Below are 20,004 nucleotides of genomic sequence, written 5' to 3'. Positions count from 1 at the left end.
AACCCCGAACCGTCTGCCGGTGACACTCGGCTGGCAGTCACAGCGGGCCGAACCGGTAACCGAAACCCCGAACCGTCTGCACGTACACCGGCGCCGACGAATCCGCTTCGATCTTGGCGCGTAGGCGCTGCACGCAGGCGTCCACCAGCCGTGAGTCGCCGAGATAGTCGTGATCCCACACCGCTTCCAGCAGTTGGCGGCGGCTGAGCACCTGCCCTGGTCGCCGCGACAGCTCCAGCAGCAGGCGAAGCTCCGTCGGCGCGAGGGCGAGCGGGGCGCCGTGCTTGGCGATCACCAGCGCCCGCCGGTCGATCGTCAGCGCGCCGTACGACTCGGGGCCGTCGGGATCGTCCGCGGGGTCCCCACCGGAGCGCCGGAGCACGGCGCGGATGCGGGCCTCCAGGACCCGCGGCTGCACCGGCTTGACCACGTAGTCGTCGGCGCCCGCCTCGAGCCCGGCGACCACGTCCATGTCGTCGCCGCGCGCGGTGAGCATGATGATCGGCAGGTCGCCGTCGGCCCGGATGCGGCGGCAGACGGCGAACCCGTCGATTCCGGGCAGCATGAGGTCCAGGACCACCACGTCGGGCGGGGTGTCGCCGAGCCGCCGCAGCCCCGCTTCGCCGGACTCCGCCGCGTCCACCGCGTGCCCCTGTCGGGTGAGCGCGAGCCGGAGCCCTTCGCGCACGGCCGGGTCGTCCTCGATCAGCAGCACCCTGGACATGCCGCACAGCATCGCAAATCCCGTTCCGCCGCGCGCGATCACGCCGCCCGGGCCACGGCGGCGACTACCAGCGCGAGTGCCGCGGCGATGAGCACAGCACCGACGACGTCGCTGGGCCGGTGCCATCCCGCCTCGACCGTCGCCCAGGCCACCATGGCCACGCCCAGTCCGCCCAGCACGCCGATCCACGGGCGCACAGCGGCGGGGACGACGAGCAGGAAGGCCACGAGCAGGCCCGCCGCCGCGGCGACGTGGCCGCTGGCGAAGCTGTTGTGCGTGGTGGATCCGGCGATGTCCAGGTCGGGGCGGGAGAGGGTCGCCTTGAGCAGGCGCGCGACGCCCACCGCGCCGAGCATGACGCCGATCCCGGCGATCCCCCGCCACCAGCGCCCGCCCAGCGCCCCGATCACCAACACGACGACGAGCAGGACCAATGTGACGTCAAGCGTGGCGGCCAGCACCTCTTCAGCGAAGCGGGGTTTGCCCCGGTAGTCGCTGAGCATCAACTGGTCCACCCACTGGCCCGCGGCGGTGCGCACGAACAGCAGGTAGGTCAGGAGCAGGCCGACCACGCACGCGGCGGCCGCGCCGAGCAGCGCCGGAACCGAGGTTTGCCGGACGGGTCGGGAGATAGTCGTCGTCACGAGTTCATGGTTCGTCCGGCAGGTGATGGCCGCGTCCGCGCTTTGTCATGGTCTCGTCACAACATCCGGTCCGTGCGAAACCGTGACATGACGGTCGGCGATCCCGGACATCGGCCGACAAATCTGTCGACCATGACCGACCCCGGCAACATCCCCGCAGGCAACCCCGGACAGCGGCCCACAACCAAGACCGACCCCACTGTCATCCCAGGCGGCGATCCCAGACAGCAGCCCACAAACGCGACAACCAAGGCCGATTCCACCGTCATCCCCGAAAGCGCCCGCGACCGGCTCTTCGCGGTGATCACCCGGCTGATCGCCCTGCTCCTGCTTCCCGCGGCCTACCTGACCGGCCGCGCCCGCCACACCGCTTGCCAGTGGGCGCTGGCGCTGCGGTACCCGGCCGAGGACCTCGCCGGGCTGACCCCGCCCACCCGCGCGGCGTTCACCGAGGCGCGCGCGGTGGCGTTCTGGCGCGACGGCCAGCTCATCGGCCTCACGTCCGGCCACCGCGACGCGGGCACGCAGCGCACCTTGTTCGCCGAGGCGGTGCGCCGCAGCGGATCAGTCGCGGTGGCGCGCACGCGGGTGCTGCCGCCCGACGAGTCCAACCACGTCAAGGGAATCGCCTTGGACGTGCGCCCCGCGCAGGGCGCGGCGTGGCTGGAACGCCACGGCGCCCGCTTCCACCTGCACCGCACCTACGACAACGAGTGGTGGCACTTCGAGTACCGCCCCGAGGCGTGCGGCAGGCCGCTCCCGCGCCTGCCGCATCCCGGCGCTAAGGCAGATACCGCAGCGCGCTCGGGGTGAGTTCGTCCGGCGAGCGGTGGCCCGACAGTCCCAGCGTCAGGTCGAAGTCCGCGAGCAGGCTGCGCACGGCGTGCCGCACCCCGGCCTCGCCGCCCAGCGCCAGCCCGTAGACGTAGGGCCGCCCGAGCAGCACGGCCTTGGCGCCGAGGGCCAGCGCCTTGAGCACGTCGGCGCCGGTCCTGATGCCCGAGTCGAACAGCACCTCGATCCGGTCGCCGACCGCGGCCACGATCTCCGGCAGCGCGTCGAGCGAGGCGATGGCGCCGTCGACCTGCCTGCCGCCGTGGTTCGACACGACGATCCCGTCCATGCCCGCGTCCACGGCGCGGCGCGCGTCGGCGCTGTGCTGGATTCCTTTGAGGACGATCGGACCGTCCCAGTGCTCGCGGAGGAACGGGAGTTGGTCCCAGCTCTTGTCGGTGCCGGTGAACAGCCCGACCCACCGCAGCACCGCCATCGCCTGGTCCTCCTCCGGCGACTTCTCCAGCCCCGCGAGGAAAGCCGGGTCGGTGAAGGCGTTGGCCACGCCCACGGCGCGGAGGAACGGCAGGTAGGACTGGTCGAGGTCGGTGGGCCGCCAGGCGAGCGTCCACGTGTCGAGGGTGACGACCAGGGTCGTGTAGCCCGCCTTCTTCGCCCGGTCCAGCAGGCTCGCGCACACCTCGGGCTCGTTGGGCCAGTACAGCTGGAACCAGCGCGGCCCGGTGCCGTTGGCGGCGGCCACCTCCTCCAGCGAGTGCGACGCGGCCGTCGACAGCACCATCGGCACGCCGAGCGCGGCGGCGGCGCGGGCGGTGGCGAGTTCGCCGTCCGGGTGCACGATCGACTGGACGCCCACCGGGGCGAGCAGCACGGGCGCGGGCAGCTCAGTGCCGAGCACGGTCACGGAGGTGTCGCGGGCGGTGGCGTTGGAGAGCATCCGGGGCACGATCCGCCACTTCGCGAACGCGTCGCGGTTGGCGCGGGCGGTGTCGCCGGACCCGGCGGACCCGGCGACGTAGCCGAACGGTCCGGGCGCCATGGCCTCGCGGGCGATGTCCTCGACGCGGGTGGCGTCGGTGGTGAAGATCGGGACCTGGTCAGCGAGGCCCTGCAGGTAGATCTCGTTCTGGTAGCCGGCGTGCTGACCCATGGGACTCCTCACCGTCGCGGGGCGTGCAGACCGCAGTCTGGCACGCCCCGCGCGTGATCACGCCTGCGGCGGAACGGGCACCTGCGCGGGCGCGGGCTTCTTCTCCACGGCGATGGTGACAAGCAGGAGCAGCAGACCGACGCCGCCGATGGCCAGGCCCGCGCCCGGCTGGTAGTCGTCGAGCCACGAGATGATGCGGAAGCTGTAGTCCATGAAGTACAAGCCCACCGACGCGAAGCCGAGGACCATCAGAAAAACCGCGATGCGGCGCACGACACCCATGATCGTTTCCCCTAGTGCCAAGAAATAAACAAGTGCTCCAATCGACGCGATACGCGGTCGATCGGTTCCCCCATCCGTGAGGGTGCGCCACCCTAACGGGTGAATGCGCGCATCCGCCAGAGGCCGTACCAGCCCACAATGGACGCACCGACCGCGCAGATCAGCGCGGGTGTGAGCAGCTGCATCCCGCGGACGCCGAGGGCCAGCGCGAGGGTCCACACGGCGAGTAACAATGTCCCCAGCCCGAACAACACCGCCCCGAACGCCACCAGGGGCGCCCGGCGGGCCAACAACCGGGGCGGCGGCCAGTAGCCGCGCGGCAGCGTGAGCACCCCGTGCGCGGCCATGACCAGCTCGGCCAGCAGCAGCGCCAGCGCGAACCACACCAGCAGCGGGGTCGGGCGCGGCAGCCCGGCGATCATCAGCACGAACGACCCGGCCGCCAGCCAGCCCGCGCACCGGCGCAGGACCAGCCATAACGCGATCCGCTGGGCCCGTCCGAACCGGACCTCGCCGGGCGCGGGCCGCGCGGGTGGCGTCGCCCGCACCCCGGCGAGCTTGGCCAGCTTCGCGCGCACCGAGTCGTTGGCCGGGTCGAGGCGCAACGCGTCGCTGTAGGCCCGCTTGGCCAGCGGAAAGTCGCGGACCCGGGCGGCGGCGGCACCGAGCACCTCGTGCACGCGCGGCTCGTCCGGAGCGGCGATCACCGCGCGGCGGGCGGCCTCCAGCGCGTCGGGCGGCGACGTCGGGCCGAGGGCCTCGGCGAGGGTGACGTGGTTGCGCCAGTCGCCGGGGTCGCGGCGGGCGGCCTCCTTCGCCGACACCGCCGCCTGATCGTGTCTGCCCAGCTCAGTGAGGGCGAGGCTGGCCAGCCGGTGCGCCCAGGACGGTTCCCCGAGGGTGATCGCGCGCTTGGCGGCGTCCAGGCAGTCCTGCGGCCTGCCGGAGTCGAGCAGTGCGGCGGCGAGCCTGCACCACGCTTCCGGGTGGTCGGGATGGTCGGCGATCACCGGGCGCAGGATGTCGATGGCGACCTCCGGGCGGCCCGCCGCCGTCAGCTCCGCGGCCTGTGCCAGCACGGCGTCGATCGGCTCGGCCATGGCATCCCTCCCGCGTCTCCAAGCCCAGTGTGTCAAGGGACCGATCGGGTTGGGGGGCGACCCGCCCGGATATCTGACAGTGATCGTAGAGAATTCCACGCACCGGCCCGTCGTGAATCCGCCAACCGATTGATCACAGTGGGCAGTGAAAATTCAGCGCTCCCTAGACTGACCGGGTGACCGCACCACGACCAGGCAAGGCTCGGCTGGCACTGATCTTGGGCGGACTAGTTGCCTTTGGGCCGCTGTCGATCGACATGTATCTGCCCGCGTTCCCGGACATGGCCGAGCAAATGGGCACCGGCGCCGCGCAAGTGCAACTCACGCTGACCACGTTCATGATCGGCCTGGCCCTCGGCCAAATCGTGGCCGGACCGCTCTCGGATTCCTTCGGCCGCCGCCGACCCCTGCTTATCGGCCTGACCCTGTACGCGATCTCCTCATTGGCTTGCGCCGTCGCACCATCGGTCTACGCGCTGATCGCGCTGCGTTTCGCCGAGGGTGCGTGCGCCGCCGCGGGCATCGTGATCGGCCGGGCCGCCGTGCGCGATCTGTTCTCCGGGGTCGAGATGGCCCGGTTCTTCTCGGTGATGATCATCGTGACCGGCCTGGCGCCGATCCTCGCCCCGGTGATCGGCGGGCAGGTCCTGCGCTTCACGGACTGGCCCGGGATCTTCGTGGTCCTGGCGGGCTTCGGCGTCGTGCTGCTGGCCGCGACCGCGTTCGGCCTCCGCGAGACGCTGCCCGCCGCGCGCAGACATCCCGCGCACCTGGGCCGCACGCTGCGGGCTTACGCCGGGCTCGCCGCCGATCGGACGTTCATGGCCTACGGGGCCGCGGCGGCGTGCGTGACCGGCGCGATGTTCGCCTACATCGCCGGGTCGTCGTTCGTCCTGCAGAACCTGCACAGCCTCAGCCCGCAGGGCTACAGCGTCGTCTTCGGCGCCAACGCGCTCGGCCTCGTGCTGATGGCCCAGCTCAACGGCGCCCTGCTCCGCAAGTTCTCCCTGCGCGCGCTCCTGCGGGCGGGTCTGCTGCTGTCGGCGGCCGGTGGCCTGGCGGTGCTTGTCGTGAGCGCGCTCGACCTCGGACTCTGGTTCCTGCTGCCCAGCCTGTTCGTGGTCGTGGCCAGCGTCGGCATGGTGACGCCCAACAGCTCCGCGCTGGCGCTGGCCGACCACGGCGACCAGGCCGGAACCGCGTCCGCCCTGCTCGGCCTGGTCCAGTTCGTCGTCGGCGGACTGGCCGCGCCGCTGGTCGGGCTCGGCGGCACGACCTCCGCGCTGCCGATGGGCGTGGTGATCGCCGGGCTGTCGCTGCTCGGGCTGGCGTCCTACGCCGTCACGAAGCGAGATTCGCCAGGTCAGCCGTCCGCAGCTCCTCCGCCGACGCCCGAACCTGCCGATCAACCAGCGCCTGTAGCGCCTCTCCGTCGTCCCACTGATTGACGTTCATCGCCGCCAGCACCCGGCCGCCGCGCGTCCAGAACGCGGTGAACTCACGCGACTTCAGGTCGCCGCGCACGACCAGTTCGTCGGTGAACGGGTTGGCCAGGCCGCGCACCTCCATGCCCAGGTCGTACTGGTCGGAGTAGAAGTACGGCGACTTCGTGTAGGGCTCGGCGTCGCCGAGGAGGTTGCCCGCGACGTGCTCGCCCTGGTCCTTGGCGTTGGCCCAGTGCTCGACGCGGACCCGCCTGCCGTAGCGGGGGTGGAAGTGCGCGGCGACGTCGCCGACGGCGAACACGTCCGGCGCCGACGTGCGCAGGCTCGCGTCGACGTCGATCCCGCTGCCCGGCACCGAGTCCGACAGCTCCAGCCCCGCCGCCTTCGCCAGCTCCAGCCGCGGCGCGGCGCCAACGCCGACGACCACGACGTCGGCCGGGACCGCGGTGCCGTCGCTCAGGTGCACCGCCTTGACCACGCCCTCGTCGCCGGTGAACGCGTCGACGCCGGTGCCGAGCCGCCAGGTGACGCCGTTGGCCTCGTGCAGGTCGCGGAACACCTCGGCGACGGTGTCGCCCAGTGTCTTGTGCAGCGGCAGCGGCAACGGATCGATCACGGTGACGTCGGCGCCGTGCTTGCGCGCCGCGGCGGCAACCTCGCAGCCGATCCAGCCCGCGCCGACGATGACCACCTTGACCCCGGGGGCGAGCGCCGCGCGCAGGTCGAGGGAGTTCTCCAGCGTGCGCAGGGTGCGCAGGCCCGGGAGGTCACCACCGGGGATGGGCAGCGCGCGGGGCGCGGAGCCGGTGGCCAGCACGAGCCGGTCGTAGCGGTGGTGCTCCCCCGCCGAGTCGACGACGGCCCGCTCGCCGAGGTGCAGTTCGCGGACCTCGGTGTTCGTGCGCAGGTCGATGTCGTGCTCGGCGTAGTAGCCCTCGTCGTGGACCCAGTCGGGCTCGTCGGCCTCGCCCAGCAGGATCGCCTTGGACAGCGGGGGCAGCGCGTACGGGCGGTGCGGTCCCTGCCCGATCACCACGATCTCGCCGTCGAAGCCCTTGTCGCGCAGGGTGCCCGCGGCGGTGCCGCCCGCCAGGCCGGTTCCCACGACGACGATGCGGTGCACTGCGCCCATGTCGACCTCCTAGTCGGCCTCTGACGTTAGTCGCCGACGCGGTGCGTTGCTTGTCAGGAAAATCTTGATAACCGGTGGCGTCGACGTTGGTCACCGTCATGATCCAGCGCTTGTCAGGAAAATCTTGATAAGTCGCAACTTGCGGCGTCACGTCTCGTTACGGTCCCCGTCATCTCTATGACAGGGCGAACCGGCCGGTAACAAAAGTGCACGGTCGAGAGGGTGGGCGCAGTGAGCAGCAAAGAATGGACCGTCAGCTGTCGCGACATCGCGGGCCGTCGGCGGGACGTGACCGTTTTCGTCCGCCAGGGGCGTGTGGTGCTGGTCGCGCCGCCGGGCGAGACCGCGATCCTGTCGCCCCTGGACGTGGGCAGGCTGAGAGCCGCGCTGCGCGACGCTGTGGTGGACGCCTCGGTCGATTCCGCCTGAGCACTGTTCCTACTGGATAGTAGGTAGTGGCAGACTTGGCGGATGGCGACATATTTCGTGACCGGTGCGACCGGGTTCCTCGGCCGCGCGCTGCTCGACCGGCTGCTCGCCCGGCCGGACTGCGAATCCGTGCACGTGCTGGTCAGGGCCCGCTCGCTGGAGCGGTCGGCCGCCATGTGGGCCGGGGAGGACCGGGTCGTCCCGGTCGTCGGCGATCTCGGTGAACCCGGGCTCGGCGTCGACCCCGGACCGCTGCTCGGCGCCATCGACCACGTCGTCCACCTGGGCGCCGTCTACGACCTGACCGCCTCGGAGGACGCCAACCGCACGGCCAACGTCGTCGGCACCGCCAACGTCCTCGACTTCGCCGCCGCCATCAACGCGGGCGTGCTGCACCACGTGTCGTCCATCGCCGTGGCGGGCGACTTCCGCGGCGTGTTCACCGAGGCCGACTTCGACCGCGGCCAGCGGCACCGCTCGCCGTACCACGCCACGAAGTTCGAGGCCGAACGCCTGGTCCGCGGCCAGGCGCGGGTGCCGTACCGCGTCTACCGGCCCGCCGCCGTCGTCGGCGACTCGCGGACCGGCGCCATGGACAAGGTCGACGGCCCGTACTACTTCCTGCCCGCGCTGGCCCGCCTCGCGCGGCTGCCCGCGGGCCTGCCGCTGGTCACCCACGACCTGGGCGGCACGAACATCGTCCCGGTCGACTACGTCGTCGACGCGATGGCGCACCTGATGCACGTGCCCGCCCGGTCCGGCCAGACCTACCACCTGACCCACAACGGCAGGCAGCGCCTCACCGACGTCTACAACGCCCTCGCGGCGGCGTTCGACGCGCCCAGGATCGTCGCCACGGTCCCGGTGCGGCTGCCGCGGATCGAGCGACTGCCCGCGCTCCCGGCCGCGGTGCTGGCCGAATTGGGCATCCCGCCCGAGGTCGTGCCGCACATGGACCTGCCGACGGTGTTCGACTCGACCGCGACCGAGGCCGCGCTGGCCGGTTCCGGGATCAGCCTGCCGCCCTTCTCGGCCTACGCGGGCGCGTTGGTCCGCTATTGGACCGCGCACCTGGACCCCGACCGCGCCTGGGTGCGCGCGAACTCGTTGCGCGGCAAGCGAATCGTGATCACCGGCGCCTCGTCCGGCATCGGCCGCGCGACCGCGCTGGCCGCCGCCCGCAAGGGCGCGACGGTGCTGCTGGTCGCGCGCCGCCAGGACGAGCTGGAGAAAGTCCGCGACAAGGTGGTGTCGCTGGGCGGCACCGCGGAGGTTCACCCGTGCGACCTCACCGACGGCGACGCGGTCGACGCCCTGGTCAAGGACCTGGGCGTGGTCGACATGCTGGTCAACAACGCCGGCCGGTCCATCCGGCGGTCGGTGCACCTGTCGGTCGACCGGCTGCACGACTACGAGCGGACGATGGCGCTGAACTACTTCGCGCCGCTGCGGCTGACCCTGGGGCTGCTGCCGGGGATGCGGGCCCGGGGGTTCGGGCGGATCGTCAACGTCACGACCATGGGCTTGCAGACCGACACCCCTCGGTTCTCGGCGTACCTGGCGTCGAAGGGGGCGCTGGAGGCGTTCGGGCGGTCGGCTGGGCGCGAGCTGTTGGCCGACGGGGTGACGGTCGTGTCGGTGCGGATGCCGTTGGTCCGCACACCGATGGTGACCGCGACGGACGCCTACCGCAGCATGCCCGCGACGTCGCCCCGGGCGGCGGCCGACCTGGTGATCAAGGGGCTGACGGGACGCGGGGAGGTCGTGCAGCGGCCCGAGGGGCTGGCGATGGAGGTGCTGCGGGTGTTCCTGCCCGGGGTGGCCCGGCAGGCGCTGAACCTGGCGTACCGGGTGGTGCCGGAGTCGGCCCCGGAAGCGCGCGAGCGGGCCGAGGCGCCGGTGTCGGTGCTGGTCTCGGCGGCGATCCGGCCACTGTGGCGCCGCCTGCGCTAGGCAGGTCCTAGGACCGACTACGACCTTGGTCCTACGACTAAAGGATGAGTTCGGCGCACGGCAGGAACAGGCAGACTAGGGGCGTGGAGAACACCGAGTGGCGGCTCCGGCCCCCAGCCAACCTGGTCGGCAAGCGAGCCATCCTGCACTGGACCCTGCGGGCGGCGATCGGCTGGATCGTCGTGGTCGGGGCGCAGGGCATCCACCTGCTGGTCGACGCCGGGGCGCCCGGCTGGACGAAGGTCGCGGCGCTGGTCAGCCTGGTGGTGGCGGTGGCCCACGTCGTAGTCATGCCGCGCTGGCGGTACGCGGTGCACCGCTGGGAGACGAGCCCGACGGCGGTCTACACGCGCAGCGGGTGGGTCAACCAGGAGTGGCGGCTGGCGCCGGTGTCGCGGATCCAGACGGTCGACACCGCGCGGGGCCCGTTGCAGCAGTTGCTCAAGCTGTCGACCGTCACGGTCACCACCGCGTCGGCGGCCGGGCCGGTCAAGATCGAGAACCTGGACGCCTCCCTCGCCGCCCGCATCGCCGACGAGCTGACCAGCACCACCCAGGCCACCCCGGGCGACGCGACATGACCGGGCTTCCCGCGGCGCCGCCGGTCGTCGAGCCGAGCCACGAGTGGGGCAGGCTCGACCCGCGCATGGTCATCGTGCGGCCCCTCAACGAGATGCTGGGCCTGCTGATCCCGTTGTTCGCCTTCGTGTTCCTCGGCAACGGCGAACCGTGGCGCATCGCGGTGAGCGGCGCGACCGTCGGCGCGCTGATCCTCTATGGACTGTTCGCCTGGCTCACGACGAAGTACCGCATCTCCGACACGCAGGTGGAACTCCACAAAGGACTCCTGCTGCGGCAGCGCCTGGCCATCCCGCGCGACCGGATCCGCACCGTCGACTTGACGTCCAAGCTCGGCCACCGGCTCTTCGGCCTCACCGCCGTCCGGGTCGGCACCGGCCAGCAGGAACGCAGCCCCGGCGAGGGCGTCGTGCTCGACGCCGTCACCGCCGCCGAGGCCGACCGGCTGCGCCAGGTGTTCCTCCAGCGCCGCGCCGATGTCCCGGCCGACCAGCCCGCCGACGAGGGCACGCCCATCTCCACCCTCGACCGCCGCTGGTACCGCTACGCCCCGATGAGCATGTCGGGCCTGGTCACCATCGGCATCGCCGTCGGCTTCGGCATGAACATCGCCAACGAACTCGACCTGGAGTTCTCCAAGGTCGGCGTGGTCCGCACAGTGTTCGTGTGGGTCACGCACTCCAGCCTGTTCACCGTGATCCCCGCCGTCGTCGGCGTCGTGCTGCTGCTCGCGGTCATCCTGTCGTTCCTCAGCTACGTGCTGCAGAACCACGGCTATCACCTGAACCGCCACGCCGACGGCACCGTCCGCGTCCGCCGCGGCCTGCTCACCACCCGATCCGTCTCCGTCGAGGAACAACGCCTCCGCGGCGTCAACCTCCACGAGCCGCTCTTGCTCCGCGCGGGCCGCGGCGCCCGTCTGACCGCGGTCACGACCGGCTTGGGCCGAACCTCCGGCAGCAGCCTCCTCCTGCCGCCCGCCCCACGCACCGAAGCCGACCGGGTGACCGCGGCGGTCCTCCGCACCGATGACCCACCGACCGCGGTGCCCCTGACCAGGCACCCGGCCCGCGCGCGCACCCGGCGCCTGGTGCGCGCCATCGCGCCCAACCTGGTGCTGGCCGGGGCACTGTTCCTCCTGGCCGCGTTCGCCGACTGGCCCGACTGGCCGTGGGCGACCGCGACGTGCCTGCTCCCGGTGTCCGTCCTCATCGGACTCGACCGCTACCGCAACCTGGGCCACGCCCTGACCGACCGCTACCTGGTCAGCCGATCGGGCTCACTCGACCGCGAAACGGTCGCCCTCCAACGCACGGGCATCATCGGCTGGAAGTTCACCCAGACCGTCTTCCAGCGCCGCGCGGCCCTGCTGTCCGTCACCGCGATCACGGCGGCGGGCAAAGGCGGCTACACGGTCACCGACGTCGGCGAGGGCGCGGGCCTGGCCTTGGCCGACGCCACCATCCCCGACCTCTTACACCCGTTCCTCACTACGACTGGCTCACCGCCGCCGCCAACGCACCCAACAGCAGATAGATGACGCCGCTGGACAGGTCGAGCCCACGCCGCACCCGCGCCGTCCGGCGCAGCTTGCCGAACAGCACGCTGGCCAGCAGGGCGTAGGTCCCGTCGCTGATGATGCCCAGCACGATGAAGCCGACGCCGAAGAGCACCAGCTGCCACACGACCGACCCACGCGCCGGGTCCACGAACTGCGGAAGGAACGCGACGAAGAAGATCAGCGTCTTCGGGTTGAGCACGTTCACCAACACGCCCTGCCAGAAGATCCGACTGTTCGACGCCCGCGGCGGCTCGGTGACGTTGCCGTCGTCGGGCTTCTCCAGGAACAGCTTGTGCACCCCCAGCCACACCAGATAGGCCACGCCCAGCCACTTCACGATCTGAAACGCGGTATTCGACGCCAACAACAGCGCCGACATCCCCAACGCGGTGACGATGACGTAGACGACGGACCCGACGTGGATGCCCAGCACCGAGAGCAACCCGGCCGCCCGGCCCTGCGTCGCGGTCCGCGTGACGATGTAGAGGACCGCCGGACCGGGCACCACGAGCAACGCCATCGTCGCGGCCACGAACAGCAGCAGTGTGGACAAGGTGGGCATCAGGATCGCTGACTCCTTCACAGACGGACTCACTCACAAGCACGCGGGCTCACTCCGTAGCACCTCACAAACACACCGCATCACCGCGCGCGGCCTCGAACAACCTGCCCACACCGGCATCGCTAGCCCCGGCGATCCGCAGACAGTGCCACAGACACGCCTGGTTCGACGTGATCACCGGTACCCCCAGGTCGCATTCCAGCGGCTCGATCGCCGCCAGCGCCCGGAACCCGCTCCCAGGCACCAACACGCAATCCGCCGAGTGGTCGAACCCGCGCCGGGTCTGCCGGTAAACCTCCTCCCCCCGCACCTCCCACTGCGCGTCCAGGTCCCAAGCCTCGAAGCTCTCCCGATCCCCCCACCCCGCGCCAAGTGAGAACCGCGTCTCCCCCGCGGCCGGGAACCCGCTGTCCTCGAGGTAGCGGCGGGCCGCGGCGAGGCTCGTCGGGGTGAACCACGGTGGGATGACCAGGTGCGGCCGCGTCACCCGCAGCGACCGCATCGCGGCGAGCATCGCCAGCGGGGCCGTGGTCACCGGCACCCCGCGCGTGCGGCGCTCGGCCTGCGCGCAAAAGCGCTCGTCGAAGCCGACCCCGGCCAGGAAGCTGCTCGACCCGAAGCACAGGCAGATCACGTCCAGCGGCATCTGCCCGAGCTGGTCGAGGCCGCGCGCGATGTCCGGCGACTCGGCGAGGGCGGCGGCGTGGTCGCCGGTGAAGTCGGATCCCTTCTTGCGCGGGCTGTCGAACCGTGCCGAGTGGACACTGACGCCTGCGGGCGCCATCGCCCAGAACTCCTCCTCCGGCACCGGGTCCTTCGCGATGACCAGGACACCGATCCGCGCGCGCCACCCCGTCATCGCGCGGCGCCCGCGGGTAACTCGGCGGGGATCGTGGCGAGCGCGGCCGCGATCTGCTCGTCGGACAGCACGTCGTCGTCCAGGGCGTCGGCGAAGTACTTCTCGTAGGCCGTCAGGTCGAAGTGGCCGTGCCCCGACAAGCCGAACAGGATCACCCGCGACGTGCCCTCCTCGCGGCAGCGCAGCGCCTCCTCCATCGCGACCACGATCGCGTGCGTCGACTCGGGCGCTGGCAGGATCCCCTCGGCTCTGGCGAACCGCACGCCCGCCTCGAAACACCGTCGCTGCGTCACCGCTACGGCCTCCATCAGCCCGTCCTCCACCGCCCGGCTCACCAGTTGCCCCATGCCGTGCGCGCGCAGCCCGCCCGCGTGGAACGCGGGCGGGACGAACCCGTGCCCCAGCGTGTGCATCCGGAACAGCGGCGACAATCCGGCACTGTCGGCGAAGTCGTAGGCGATGCGCCCACGCGTCAGGGTCGGGCACGCCGCTGGCTCGACGCCGATCACCCGCACGTCGCGGCCGCCACGCAGTTTCGCGCCAAGGAACGGGAACGACAGGCCCGCGAGGTTGCTGCCGCCGCCCGCGCAGCCGATCACCAGGTCCGGGTAGTCGTCGGCCAACTCGAACTGGCGCAAGGCTTCCTGGCCGATGACCGTCTGGTGCGCCAGCACGTGGTTCGCGGCGCTGCCGACGACATAGCCCAGCGTCGGGTCGGCGGCGTGCGCCTCCAGCGCCTCGGACGTCGCGATGCCCAGGCTCCCCGGGCTGTCGGGGTCGGCGGCGAGAACCGCCCGCCCCGCCGCGGTCTCGGTGCTCGGGCTCGGCACGCACTCCCCGCCGAACACCTCCATGAACCCTCGTCGATACGGCTTCTGGGTGAAGCTGACCTTGACCATGTAGATCTTGGCGGTCATGTCGAACAGCGCGGCGCTCTGCGCGACCGCGCTCCCCCACTGCCCGGCCCCGGTCTCGGTCACCACTCCACGCTTGCCCGCCAAATGGTTGTAGTACAACTGGGCTACCGCGGTATTCGGCTTGTGGCTGCCGGTCGGCGAGTTCCCCTCGTACTTGTAGTAGATCCGCGCGGGCGTCCCGAGCGCGCGTTCCAGCCGCCGCGCCCGCACCAGTGGCGACGGCCGCCACTGCGCGTAGATCTGCCGGACCGGTTCGGGGATCGCCAGTTCCCGCTCCAGGCTGAGTTCCTGCTCGATGATCTGCTCCGGCATGGTGTGGGCCATGTCGTCCCTGGTCACCGGCTCGCCGGTGGCCGGATTCAGCGGCGGGTGCAGGTCGGGAATGTCCGCGGCGAGGTTGTACCAGGTCCGCGGGATGTCGTTTTCGTCGAGCAGGAATTTGATCCGGTCGACCATCGGGAGTCCTTCCCTCGCGAATTCACACTGTGAATGAATGGGAATTCCGTCGCCTACACGATTGGCGACGCTATGGGGCGACGGATGATCTCGACAGCGACCGATCGAGTGATGAGAACCCCTATGCCATGAACAGACTTCGGCGGGGCGGGCGTCGCCGCCCGCCCCGCCGAAGTGAGCGCTTCTACAGGGTCAACGTCCAGCTGTCGATCCTGCCGGTGTCGGCAGCTGCCGCGTCCTGGACGCGCAACCGCCACGTGCCGTTCCTGGCCTCACCGCTGAGGTTCACGGTGTAGGTCTGGTTGATGTTGTCGGCACTTCCGCCCGCCCGGTTGTGCAGCACGTAGGTGCTGCCGTCCGGCGCGACCAGCGTGACCACCAGGTCGCCGATGTAGGTGTGCACGATGTGCACCTCGACCGTCGACGCCGACGAGGCGTTGCCCGTGCACCCGGACACCGGGATCGAACTCTCCACAGTGGACAGATCGGGGATCGTCACGTCGGTTCCGTTGGTGCCGCCGCAGGCGGGCGTCCCGCCGCCGCCGAGCGACAGCGTCCAAGTGTCGATCCGCCCGGTGTCAGCCGATGCCGCGTCCTGCACACGCAGCTTCCATGCCCCGTTCGCCACCTCGGTCGAGACGTTGACGGTGTAGGTCTGGTTGATGTTGTCCGCGCTGCCACCTGCCCGGTTGTGCAGCACGTAGGTGCTGCCGTCCGGCGCGACCAGGGTCACGACCAGGTCGCCGATGTAGGTGTGCACGATGTGCACCTCGACCGTCGAGGTCGCCGACGCGTTGCCCGCGCAGCCCGCGATCGTGATCGTGCTTTCCACAGTGGACAGGTCGGGGATCGCCACGTCGGTGCCGTTGGTGCCGGTGCAGCCCGGAACCGGCGCCGCGGTGATGGTCCAGGTGAACGTGGCCGAGCCGGTGCGGTTGCCCGAGTCGGTCACCGTGGCGGTCACCGTGCTGGTGCCCGCCGTGGTCGGCGTGCCGGAGATCAGGCCGGTGGCGGCGTTGATCGACAGCCCGGCGGGCAGGCCGGTGGCCGCCCAGCTGTACGGCGTGGTGCCGCCCGAGGCCGACAGCTGCAGGCTCGTCGCGGTGCCGACGACGCCGGTGCGGCTGCCGGGGTTGGTCACCGACGGCGAACCGGGGGTGCCGCCGCCGGGAGCGGTGTAGAGCAGCCGGTTCGGCGAGCCGGTGCCCGGGTTGGTGATCTTGTTGGGCGTCGAGTTGTTGACCAGCGCGGTGGCCACGGCCGCGGGCGAGTCGTTCGGGTGGGTGGCCAGCCACAGCGCCGCGGCGCCCGCGACATGCGGAGCCGCCATCGAGGTGCCGCTGATCGTGTTTGTCGCGGTGTCGTTGGTCATCCACGCCGACGTGATGCCGACGCCGGGAGCGAAGATGTCGGTGCAGGTGCCGAAGTTGGTGAACGACGCCGCGCGGTCGGCGCTGTCGGAGGCGTTCACCGTGATGCCCTCGGCCACCCTGGCGGGGGACGAATTGCAGGCGTTGGCCGACGAGTTGCCGGAGGCCAGGCTGTAGGTGACACCGGAGGCGATCGAGTTGCGCACCGCGGTGTCGAGCGCCGCGTCGGCCCCGCCACCGAGGCTCATGTTCGCCACGGCGGGCTTCACCGCGTTCTGGGTGACCCAGTCGACGCCGTTGACCACACCGGCCGTCGTGCCGGAACCCTGGCAGTTCAACACCTTGACCGCGATCAGCGGCACACCCTTGGCGACACCGTACTGGCTGCCGCCGACGGTGCCCGCCACGTGCGTGCCGTGGCCGTGGCAGTCGGTGTTGTTGCTGTCCACCGTGTTGGTTCCCCAGGTCGCACGGCCACCGAACGTGGAGTGCGTGATGCGGATACCGGTGTCGAGGATGTAGGCGCGCACGTTGCTCGCCGCGGTGTCGTAGGTGTAGCTCTGGTCCAGCGGCAGATCACGCTGGTCGATCCGGTCCAGCCCCCACGACGGCGGGTTCGGCTGCACGTCGGCGACCCGCAGCACCTGGTCCTGCTGGACGAAGGCCACCTTGGGGTCGGCCGCCAGCCGCCGCGCCTGGCTCGCCGACATCTTGGCCGCGAACCCGTTCAGCGCGTGCCCCCACGCCGCCGTGACCGCGCCCCCGTACTTGCCCGCCAGGCCCGCCGCGGTGCTCGCCGCGGCCGCCCTCGGCGACGCGCTGTCGTTGAGCACCACCACATAGCTGTCCGGCACCGCCTCGGCGACGGCCAGCACCTGCCCCTCAGCGACCGCGGGCGTCGCCAACCCGACCAGCGACACCAAAGCCACGGCGGCACCCGCGACTAATCGTCTCCCGACGCGAACGTGTCCCATGTGACGTCTCCCTTGCGAGGGCGCCCACCAGCACAGGCCGATGCGAGCGGCCTGCAGGTGACCACCGTGGATGGGATGGGGGTTCGCGCGAACGTGAAGCGGGATTCAACCAGCACCGAACCTATAAAGTGAATGGAACGGTAACCGCGAAACCTGATCGGCCCAGCTCCGTAACCGGTGGGTACGCCGACAGCGGACCGTTGCCCTCCGAATGGAGTAATCCACTTCATCGTCATGGCCCGTTCGGAGCAATCCAAGGGCCGAACACTCCGCTCTCACTCGCGCGCCGCGAACCTAGAGAGCGGCCCGGCGACTCTGGTGTCAGCAGGGTGAGCCCCTGCGCACCACACCGAAAGGCACCAGCGATGTCCACCAAGTCCTGAGCCCGCCTCCGGCCGCTCGTCTCGTCACTGCTCGTCACCGTCGCGGCGGCACTGGCACTGTCCACCGCCGCTCCGGCGCACGCCGTCGAGAACCCGGACCCCGGCGGCGGGGGCGGCACCGGCAGCCTCATCGCGGACAAGGCGATGAGCAGGCTCGGCGACCAGTGCGACGACTTCGGGTTCTGCTGGGCGGAGTGGTGTGCCCTGTTCGCCAAGTGGGCGTGGCGGAACGGCGGCGTCACCGACGTCGTGGGCCTCGACGCCGCCGCGATCAGCTTCTACAAGTACGGCCAGAAGCACGGCAAGCTGTCGAACACCCCGCACGTCGGCGACGCGGTGGTCTACGCCTACAGCAACACGTGGGCTGAGCACGTCGAGATCGTCGTCGGGGTGTCGGCGGACGGCACGAAGATCCGGACGGTCGGCGGCAACGAGGCGGGCGGCGACCGGCACAGCAGCCGGGTCAACTACCAGGACTGGTTCCACTGGACCCAGGAGGGCAGGCCGTTCCTCTCGTTCGTCAGCCCCGCCGGGTCGAGCCACGGCGTCGACCAGTCCCCCGCGTTCGCGTTGAACCGCGACGCAGGCTGGAGGCGTTCAAGGTCTTCGCCGACGGCCACCTGTGGCACAAGTGGCAGACCGCGGCCAACGGCGGCTGGAGCGGCTGGGCCGACCTCGGCGGCAACAACCTCAGCGGCGTTGGCGTGGGCGTGGGCGTGGGATCCAATGTGGATGGACGCCTGGAAGTCTCGGTCACCGGCGGCGACGGCTACCTGTGCCACAAGTGGCAGTCGACGGCGAACGGCTCCTGGTACGCGAACTGGGAACTGCTGTAGCGGCTCCGGAAATAGCAAATCCCCAGGCCAACAGAAGTTGGCCTGGGGATTTGCTGGTGCGCCGCCAGGGACTCGAACCCCGAACCCGCTGGTTAAGAGCCAGCTGCTCTGCCAGTTGAGCTAGCGACGCTCATCAGGACGCTGTCCTGCTGACGGGAGAAAAGTTAGCACAGGGTGTCGTGGGGACAGAAATCGGGGGGTCAGGTCACGGGTTGACCAGGTCTCGCACGGTCAGGACACCCCATCGGGCACACTTGTCCAACGGGTCTGGGTGCGTGGTTGAGCAGGGATGGAAGAGATGGCCAGGGGTAGTCGTGCGGGAGTGGGGGCCGTTCTCGCGGTGCTGCTCGTCGTTGCCGGATGTAGCGATGAGGCGCCGCAGAGTGGGGGTGGCGGGTCCAGTTCGGCGGCCACCACGACCGGCAAGCCCAGCGAGTCCGCCGCGCCGCCGCTCGCGTTGGTGTTGACGCCCGCGGACAAGGCGGTGGACGTGGCGCCCGGGGAGCCGCTGGGGATCGCCGCGACCGGGGGGAAGGTGACCGAGGTGGTGGTCACCGGGGCCGACGGCAAGAACATCGCGGGGGCGCTGGCGGCCGACGGGGCGACGTGGCGGGCCGCGGAAGGGCTGGGTTACGGCAAGACCTACACGGCCACCGCGACCGCTGCCGACGCCAAGGGCAAGACGATGACGTCGGCGTCGACGTTCACCACGGCAAAGCCGAAGCGGCAGATCTCGGTGTCGATGAACCCGCTCGACGGGGACAAGGTCGGCGTCGGGCAGCCGCTCGCGTTCTACTTCGACTCGGCGATCGCGGACAAGGCGGCCCTGGAGAAGGCCATCGAGATCAAGTCGGCGCCGATCATCGAAGGCGCGTTCTACTGGTTCAGCGACCGCGAGGTGCACTGGCGGCCGCAGCAGTACTGGCCGACCGGGACGTCGATCACGATCAACGCGGGCATCTACGGCAAGCACTTCGGCAACGGGGTGTTCGGCAAGCAGGACCGCAAGGCGACGGTGACCGTCGGGGACTCCGTGATCGCGGTGGCCGACGGCGCGACCCACCAGATGACGGTGACGGTCAACGGCACGCTGGCGCGGACCATCCCGATCTCCATGGGCAAGAAGGCGCACGAGACGCCGGTCGGCACCTATGTCGTGATGAGCGAGCACACGAACTACACGATGGACTCGTCGACGTACGGCGTGCCGGTGGACGATCCTCGGGGGTACCGGACGAAGGTGGCCGTGGCGAGCCGGATGTCGAACAGCGGGATCTTCTATCACTCGGCGCCGTGGTCGGTGCGGGATCAGGGGCACCGCAATGTGAGCCATGGGTGCATCAACATGTCGACTGAGAACGCTGCTTGGCTGCAGAGTATTTCGGTCAAGGGGGATGTGATCACGGTGCAGAACACTGGTGGGCCGGTGCTGGAGCCGACCGATGGGCTCAGTGTGTGGCAGATCCCGTGGGAGACGTGGAAGCTCGGCGGCAAGCGCTGATTTGGGCTGTGGGTGCCTGTTTGGGTGGTTCACCCAAACAGGCATTCGCGTCGCGGGGCTGCGGTTTGGTGGGGCTTGAGTTCCCCACCTGGCACCAGATCTCACGCTGCGTGGGGCTTGGCGGGTCAGGCGGTGACTACCCGTACCTCGTCCTGCCCAACGGTGACAACGTCGCCGGGGTGGAGTTGCCTGCCGCGTCGGTTCTCTGGTTCGCCGTTGACCGCTACCTCGGCGGCGTCCAGCAGGTCCTTGGCGTGGGTGCCGTCCTCGGCGATGCCTGCCAGCTTCAGCAGCTGGCCGAGCCTGATCATGTCGTCCCGGATCTCGATGTCCCGCATCCGCCCATCATGGC

18 protein-coding genes, 1 tRNA gene and 1 pseudogene are annotated in these 20,004 nt (G+C 70.6%); 8 read left to right on the top strand and 12 right to left on the bottom strand.

Annotated features, from left to right (window positions below):
• Positions 1–37: 37 nt before the first annotated feature.
• Both ACSHT8_RS30510 and ACSHT8_RS30505 read right to left on the bottom strand, forming a co-directional pair.
• Positions 38–724 (bottom strand): response regulator transcription factor, encoded by a 687-nt coding sequence (locus ACSHT8_RS30510; RefSeq protein WP_436494824.1) that lies wholly within the window; start codon positions 722–724, stop codon positions 38–40.
• 38 nt (positions 725–762) lie between these two features.
• On the bottom strand, positions 763–1,368 hold the full coding sequence (locus tag ACSHT8_RS30505) for a phosphatase PAP2 family protein (RefSeq protein WP_436494823.1): 606 nt from the start codon (positions 1,366–1,368) through the stop codon (positions 763–765).
• A 132-nt stretch (positions 1,369–1,500) separates the two neighbouring features.
• On the opposite strand from ACSHT8_RS30505, the gene ACSHT8_RS30500 reads away from it, so the two are divergent.
• Positions 1,501–2,181, top strand: a complete 681-nt coding sequence (locus ACSHT8_RS30500; RefSeq protein WP_436494822.1) for a M15 family metallopeptidase — start codon at positions 1,501–1,503, stop codon at positions 2,179–2,181.
• On the opposite strand, the gene ACSHT8_RS30495 is transcribed toward ACSHT8_RS30500, so the two are convergent.
• The 3 genes from ACSHT8_RS30495 to ACSHT8_RS30485 form a co-directional block, all read right to left on the bottom strand.
• The gene (locus ACSHT8_RS30495) at positions 2,150–3,313 is read right to left on the bottom strand and encodes a lactate 2-monooxygenase (RefSeq protein ID WP_436494820.1); all 1,164 of its coding nucleotides are present in this window, start codon (positions 3,311–3,313) and stop codon (positions 2,150–2,152) included. The two genes, ACSHT8_RS30500 and ACSHT8_RS30495, sit on opposite strands and share 32 nt — an antisense overlap.
• A 57-nt stretch (positions 3,314–3,370) precedes the next feature.
• Positions 3,371–3,595 carry a hypothetical protein gene (locus ACSHT8_RS30490; RefSeq protein WP_436494818.1) on the bottom strand — a complete coding sequence of 75 codons (225 nt, stop codon included), beginning with the start codon at positions 3,593–3,595 and terminating at the stop codon, positions 3,371–3,373.
• A gap of 92 nt (positions 3,596–3,687) precedes the next feature.
• Complete coding sequence (locus ACSHT8_RS30485) at positions 3,688–4,695, bottom strand: tetratricopeptide repeat protein (RefSeq protein ID WP_436494817.1); 1,008 nt, start codon at positions 4,693–4,695, stop codon at positions 3,688–3,690.
• Positions 4,696–4,871: 176 nt separating this feature from the next.
• Here ACSHT8_RS30485 and ACSHT8_RS30480 point away from each other — a divergent pair, with 176 nt between their 5' ends.
• Positions 4,872–6,143 carry a Bcr/CflA family multidrug efflux MFS transporter gene (locus ACSHT8_RS30480; RefSeq protein ID WP_436494815.1) on the top strand — a complete coding sequence of 424 codons (1,272 nt, stop codon included), beginning with the start codon at positions 4,872–4,874 and terminating at the stop codon, positions 6,141–6,143.
• Here the strand turns inward: ACSHT8_RS30480 and ACSHT8_RS30475 are convergent.
• The gene (locus tag ACSHT8_RS30475) at positions 6,037–7,272 is read right to left on the bottom strand and encodes an NAD(P)/FAD-dependent oxidoreductase (RefSeq protein ID WP_436494813.1); all 1,236 of its coding nucleotides are present in this window, start codon (positions 7,270–7,272) and stop codon (positions 6,037–6,039) included. The two genes, ACSHT8_RS30480 and ACSHT8_RS30475, sit on opposite strands and share 107 nt — an antisense overlap.
• A 231-nt stretch (positions 7,273–7,503) precedes the next feature.
• Between ACSHT8_RS30475 and ACSHT8_RS30470 the strand changes: the two genes are divergently transcribed.
• From ACSHT8_RS30470 to ACSHT8_RS30455, 4 genes are read left to right on the top strand one after another with little or no spacing between them, the layout of a single operon-like run.
• Positions 7,504–7,701, top strand: a complete 198-nt coding sequence (locus tag ACSHT8_RS30470; protein WP_436494811.1) for a hypothetical protein — start codon at positions 7,504–7,506, stop codon at positions 7,699–7,701.
• Positions 7,702–7,743: 42 nt separating this feature from the next.
• Positions 7,744–9,654, top strand: coding sequence for an SDR family oxidoreductase (locus ACSHT8_RS30465; protein WP_436494809.1), 1,911 nt, complete (start codon positions 7,744–7,746; stop codon positions 9,652–9,654).
• A 44-nt stretch (positions 9,655–9,698) separates the two neighbouring features.
• Complete coding sequence (locus ACSHT8_RS30460) at positions 9,699–10,235, top strand: PH domain-containing protein (protein ID WP_436494807.1); 537 nt, start codon at positions 9,699–9,701, stop codon at positions 10,233–10,235.
• On the top strand, positions 10,232–11,773 hold the full coding sequence (locus tag ACSHT8_RS30455) for a PH domain-containing protein (RefSeq protein ID WP_436494806.1): 1,542 nt from the start codon (positions 10,232–10,234) through the stop codon (positions 11,771–11,773). The genes ACSHT8_RS30460 and ACSHT8_RS30455 overlap by 4 nt, the downstream gene beginning before the upstream one ends.
• Here the strand turns inward: ACSHT8_RS30455 and ACSHT8_RS30450 are convergent.
• The 4 genes from ACSHT8_RS30450 to ACSHT8_RS30435 all read right to left on the bottom strand — a co-directional run bounded on the left by ACSHT8_RS30450 (position 11,724) and on the right by ACSHT8_RS30435 (position 16,932).
• The gene (locus tag ACSHT8_RS30450; RefSeq protein ID WP_436494804.1) at positions 11,724–12,356 is read right to left on the bottom strand and encodes a LysE family translocator; all 633 of its coding nucleotides are present in this window, start codon (positions 12,354–12,356) and stop codon (positions 11,724–11,726) included. The genes ACSHT8_RS30455 and ACSHT8_RS30450 overlap by 50 nt on opposite strands.
• Before the next feature lie 64 nt (positions 12,357–12,420).
• Positions 12,421–13,215, bottom strand: coding sequence for a maleate cis-trans isomerase family protein (locus ACSHT8_RS30445; RefSeq protein WP_436494802.1), 795 nt, complete (start codon positions 13,213–13,215; stop codon positions 12,421–12,423).
• Positions 13,212–14,588 (bottom strand): TrpB-like pyridoxal phosphate-dependent enzyme, encoded by a 1,377-nt coding sequence (locus tag ACSHT8_RS30440; RefSeq protein WP_436494800.1) that lies wholly within the window; start codon positions 14,586–14,588, stop codon positions 13,212–13,214. The genes ACSHT8_RS30445 and ACSHT8_RS30440 overlap by 4 nt, the downstream gene beginning before the upstream one ends.
• A 184-nt stretch (positions 14,589–14,772) precedes the next feature.
• On the bottom strand, positions 14,773–16,932 hold the full coding sequence (locus tag ACSHT8_RS30435; RefSeq protein WP_436494798.1) for a proprotein convertase P-domain-containing protein: 2,160 nt from the start codon (positions 16,930–16,932) through the stop codon (positions 14,773–14,775).
• A gap of 527 nt (positions 16,933–17,459) precedes the next feature.
• On the opposite strand from ACSHT8_RS30435, the pseudogene ACSHT8_RS30430 reads away from it, so the two are divergent.
• A pseudogene (locus ACSHT8_RS30430) lies at positions 17,460–17,687 on the top strand (hypothetical protein); the annotation flags it as partial.
• Between the two features lie 518 nt (positions 17,688–18,205).
• Here ACSHT8_RS30430 and ACSHT8_RS30425 read toward each other — a convergent pair.
• Positions 18,206–18,281: transfer RNA gene (locus ACSHT8_RS30425), tRNA-Lys, on the bottom strand.
• Between the two features lie 168 nt (positions 18,282–18,449).
• Between ACSHT8_RS30425 and ACSHT8_RS30420 the strand changes: the two genes are divergently transcribed.
• On the top strand, positions 18,450–19,652 hold the full coding sequence (locus ACSHT8_RS30420) for a L,D-transpeptidase (protein ID WP_436494796.1): 1,203 nt from the start codon (positions 18,450–18,452) through the stop codon (positions 19,650–19,652).
• 125 nt (positions 19,653–19,777) lie between these two features.
• On the opposite strand, the gene ACSHT8_RS30415 is transcribed toward ACSHT8_RS30420, so the two are convergent.
• The gene (locus ACSHT8_RS30415; protein ID WP_436494794.1) at positions 19,778–19,990 is read right to left on the bottom strand and encodes an RNA-binding S4 domain-containing protein; all 213 of its coding nucleotides are present in this window, start codon (positions 19,988–19,990) and stop codon (positions 19,778–19,780) included.
• Positions 19,991–20,004: the final 14 nt, after the last annotated feature.

It is taken from the genome of Actinokineospora sp. HUAS TT18, from assembly GCF_051364635.1.
Classification (GTDB): Bacteria; Actinomycetota; Actinomycetes; order Mycobacteriales; family Pseudonocardiaceae; genus Actinokineospora.
This window is presented reverse-complemented; position numbering and strand designations above follow the sequence as displayed.

Bases quoted from the DNA above. Each gene is read 5' to 3' on its own strand.
- ACSHT8_RS30445 (WP_436494802.1), bottom strand. From the start codon at position 13,215: ATGACGGGGTGGCGCGCGCGGATCGGTGTCCTGGTCATCGCGAAGGAC.
- ACSHT8_RS30460 (WP_436494807.1), top strand. From the start codon at position 9,699: ATGAGTTCGGCGCACGGCAGGAACAGGCAGACTAGGGGCGTGGAGAAC.
- ACSHT8_RS30510 (WP_436494824.1), bottom strand. From the start codon at position 724: ATGTCCAGGGTGCTGCTGATCGAGGACGACCCGGCCGTGCGCGAAGGG.
- ACSHT8_RS30440 (WP_436494800.1), bottom strand. From the start codon at position 14,588: ATGGTCGACCGGATCAAATTCCTGCTCGACGAAAACGACATCCCGCGG.
- ACSHT8_RS30465 (WP_436494809.1), top strand. From the start codon at position 7,744: ATGGCGACATATTTCGTGACCGGTGCGACCGGGTTCCTCGGCCGCGCG.
- ACSHT8_RS30495 (WP_436494820.1), bottom strand. From the start codon at position 3,313: ATGGGTCAGCACGCCGGCTACCAGAACGAGATCTACCTGCAGGGCCTC.
- ACSHT8_RS30485 (WP_436494817.1), bottom strand. From the start codon at position 4,695: ATGGCCGAGCCGATCGACGCCGTGCTGGCACAGGCCGCGGAGCTGACG.
- ACSHT8_RS30415 (WP_436494794.1), bottom strand. From the start codon at position 19,990: ATGCGGGACATCGAGATCCGGGACGACATGATCAGGCTCGGCCAGCTG.
- ACSHT8_RS30455 (WP_436494806.1), top strand. From the start codon at position 10,232: ATGACCGGGCTTCCCGCGGCGCCGCCGGTCGTCGAGCCGAGCCACGAG.
- ACSHT8_RS30435 (WP_436494798.1), bottom strand. From the start codon at position 16,932: ATGGGACACGTTCGCGTCGGGAGACGATTAGTCGCGGGTGCCGCCGTG.
- ACSHT8_RS30500 (WP_436494822.1), top strand. From the start codon at position 1,501: ATGACCGACCCCGGCAACATCCCCGCAGGCAACCCCGGACAGCGGCCC.
- ACSHT8_RS30420 (WP_436494796.1), top strand. From the start codon at position 18,450: ATGGCCAGGGGTAGTCGTGCGGGAGTGGGGGCCGTTCTCGCGGTGCTG.
- ACSHT8_RS30450 (WP_436494804.1), bottom strand. From the start codon at position 12,356: ATGCCCACCTTGTCCACACTGCTGCTGTTCGTGGCCGCGACGATGGCG.
- ACSHT8_RS30490 (WP_436494818.1), bottom strand. From the start codon at position 3,595: ATGGGTGTCGTGCGCCGCATCGCGGTTTTTCTGATGGTCCTCGGCTTC.
- ACSHT8_RS30475 (WP_436494813.1), bottom strand. From the start codon at position 7,272: ATGGGCGCAGTGCACCGCATCGTCGTCGTGGGAACCGGCCTGGCGGGC.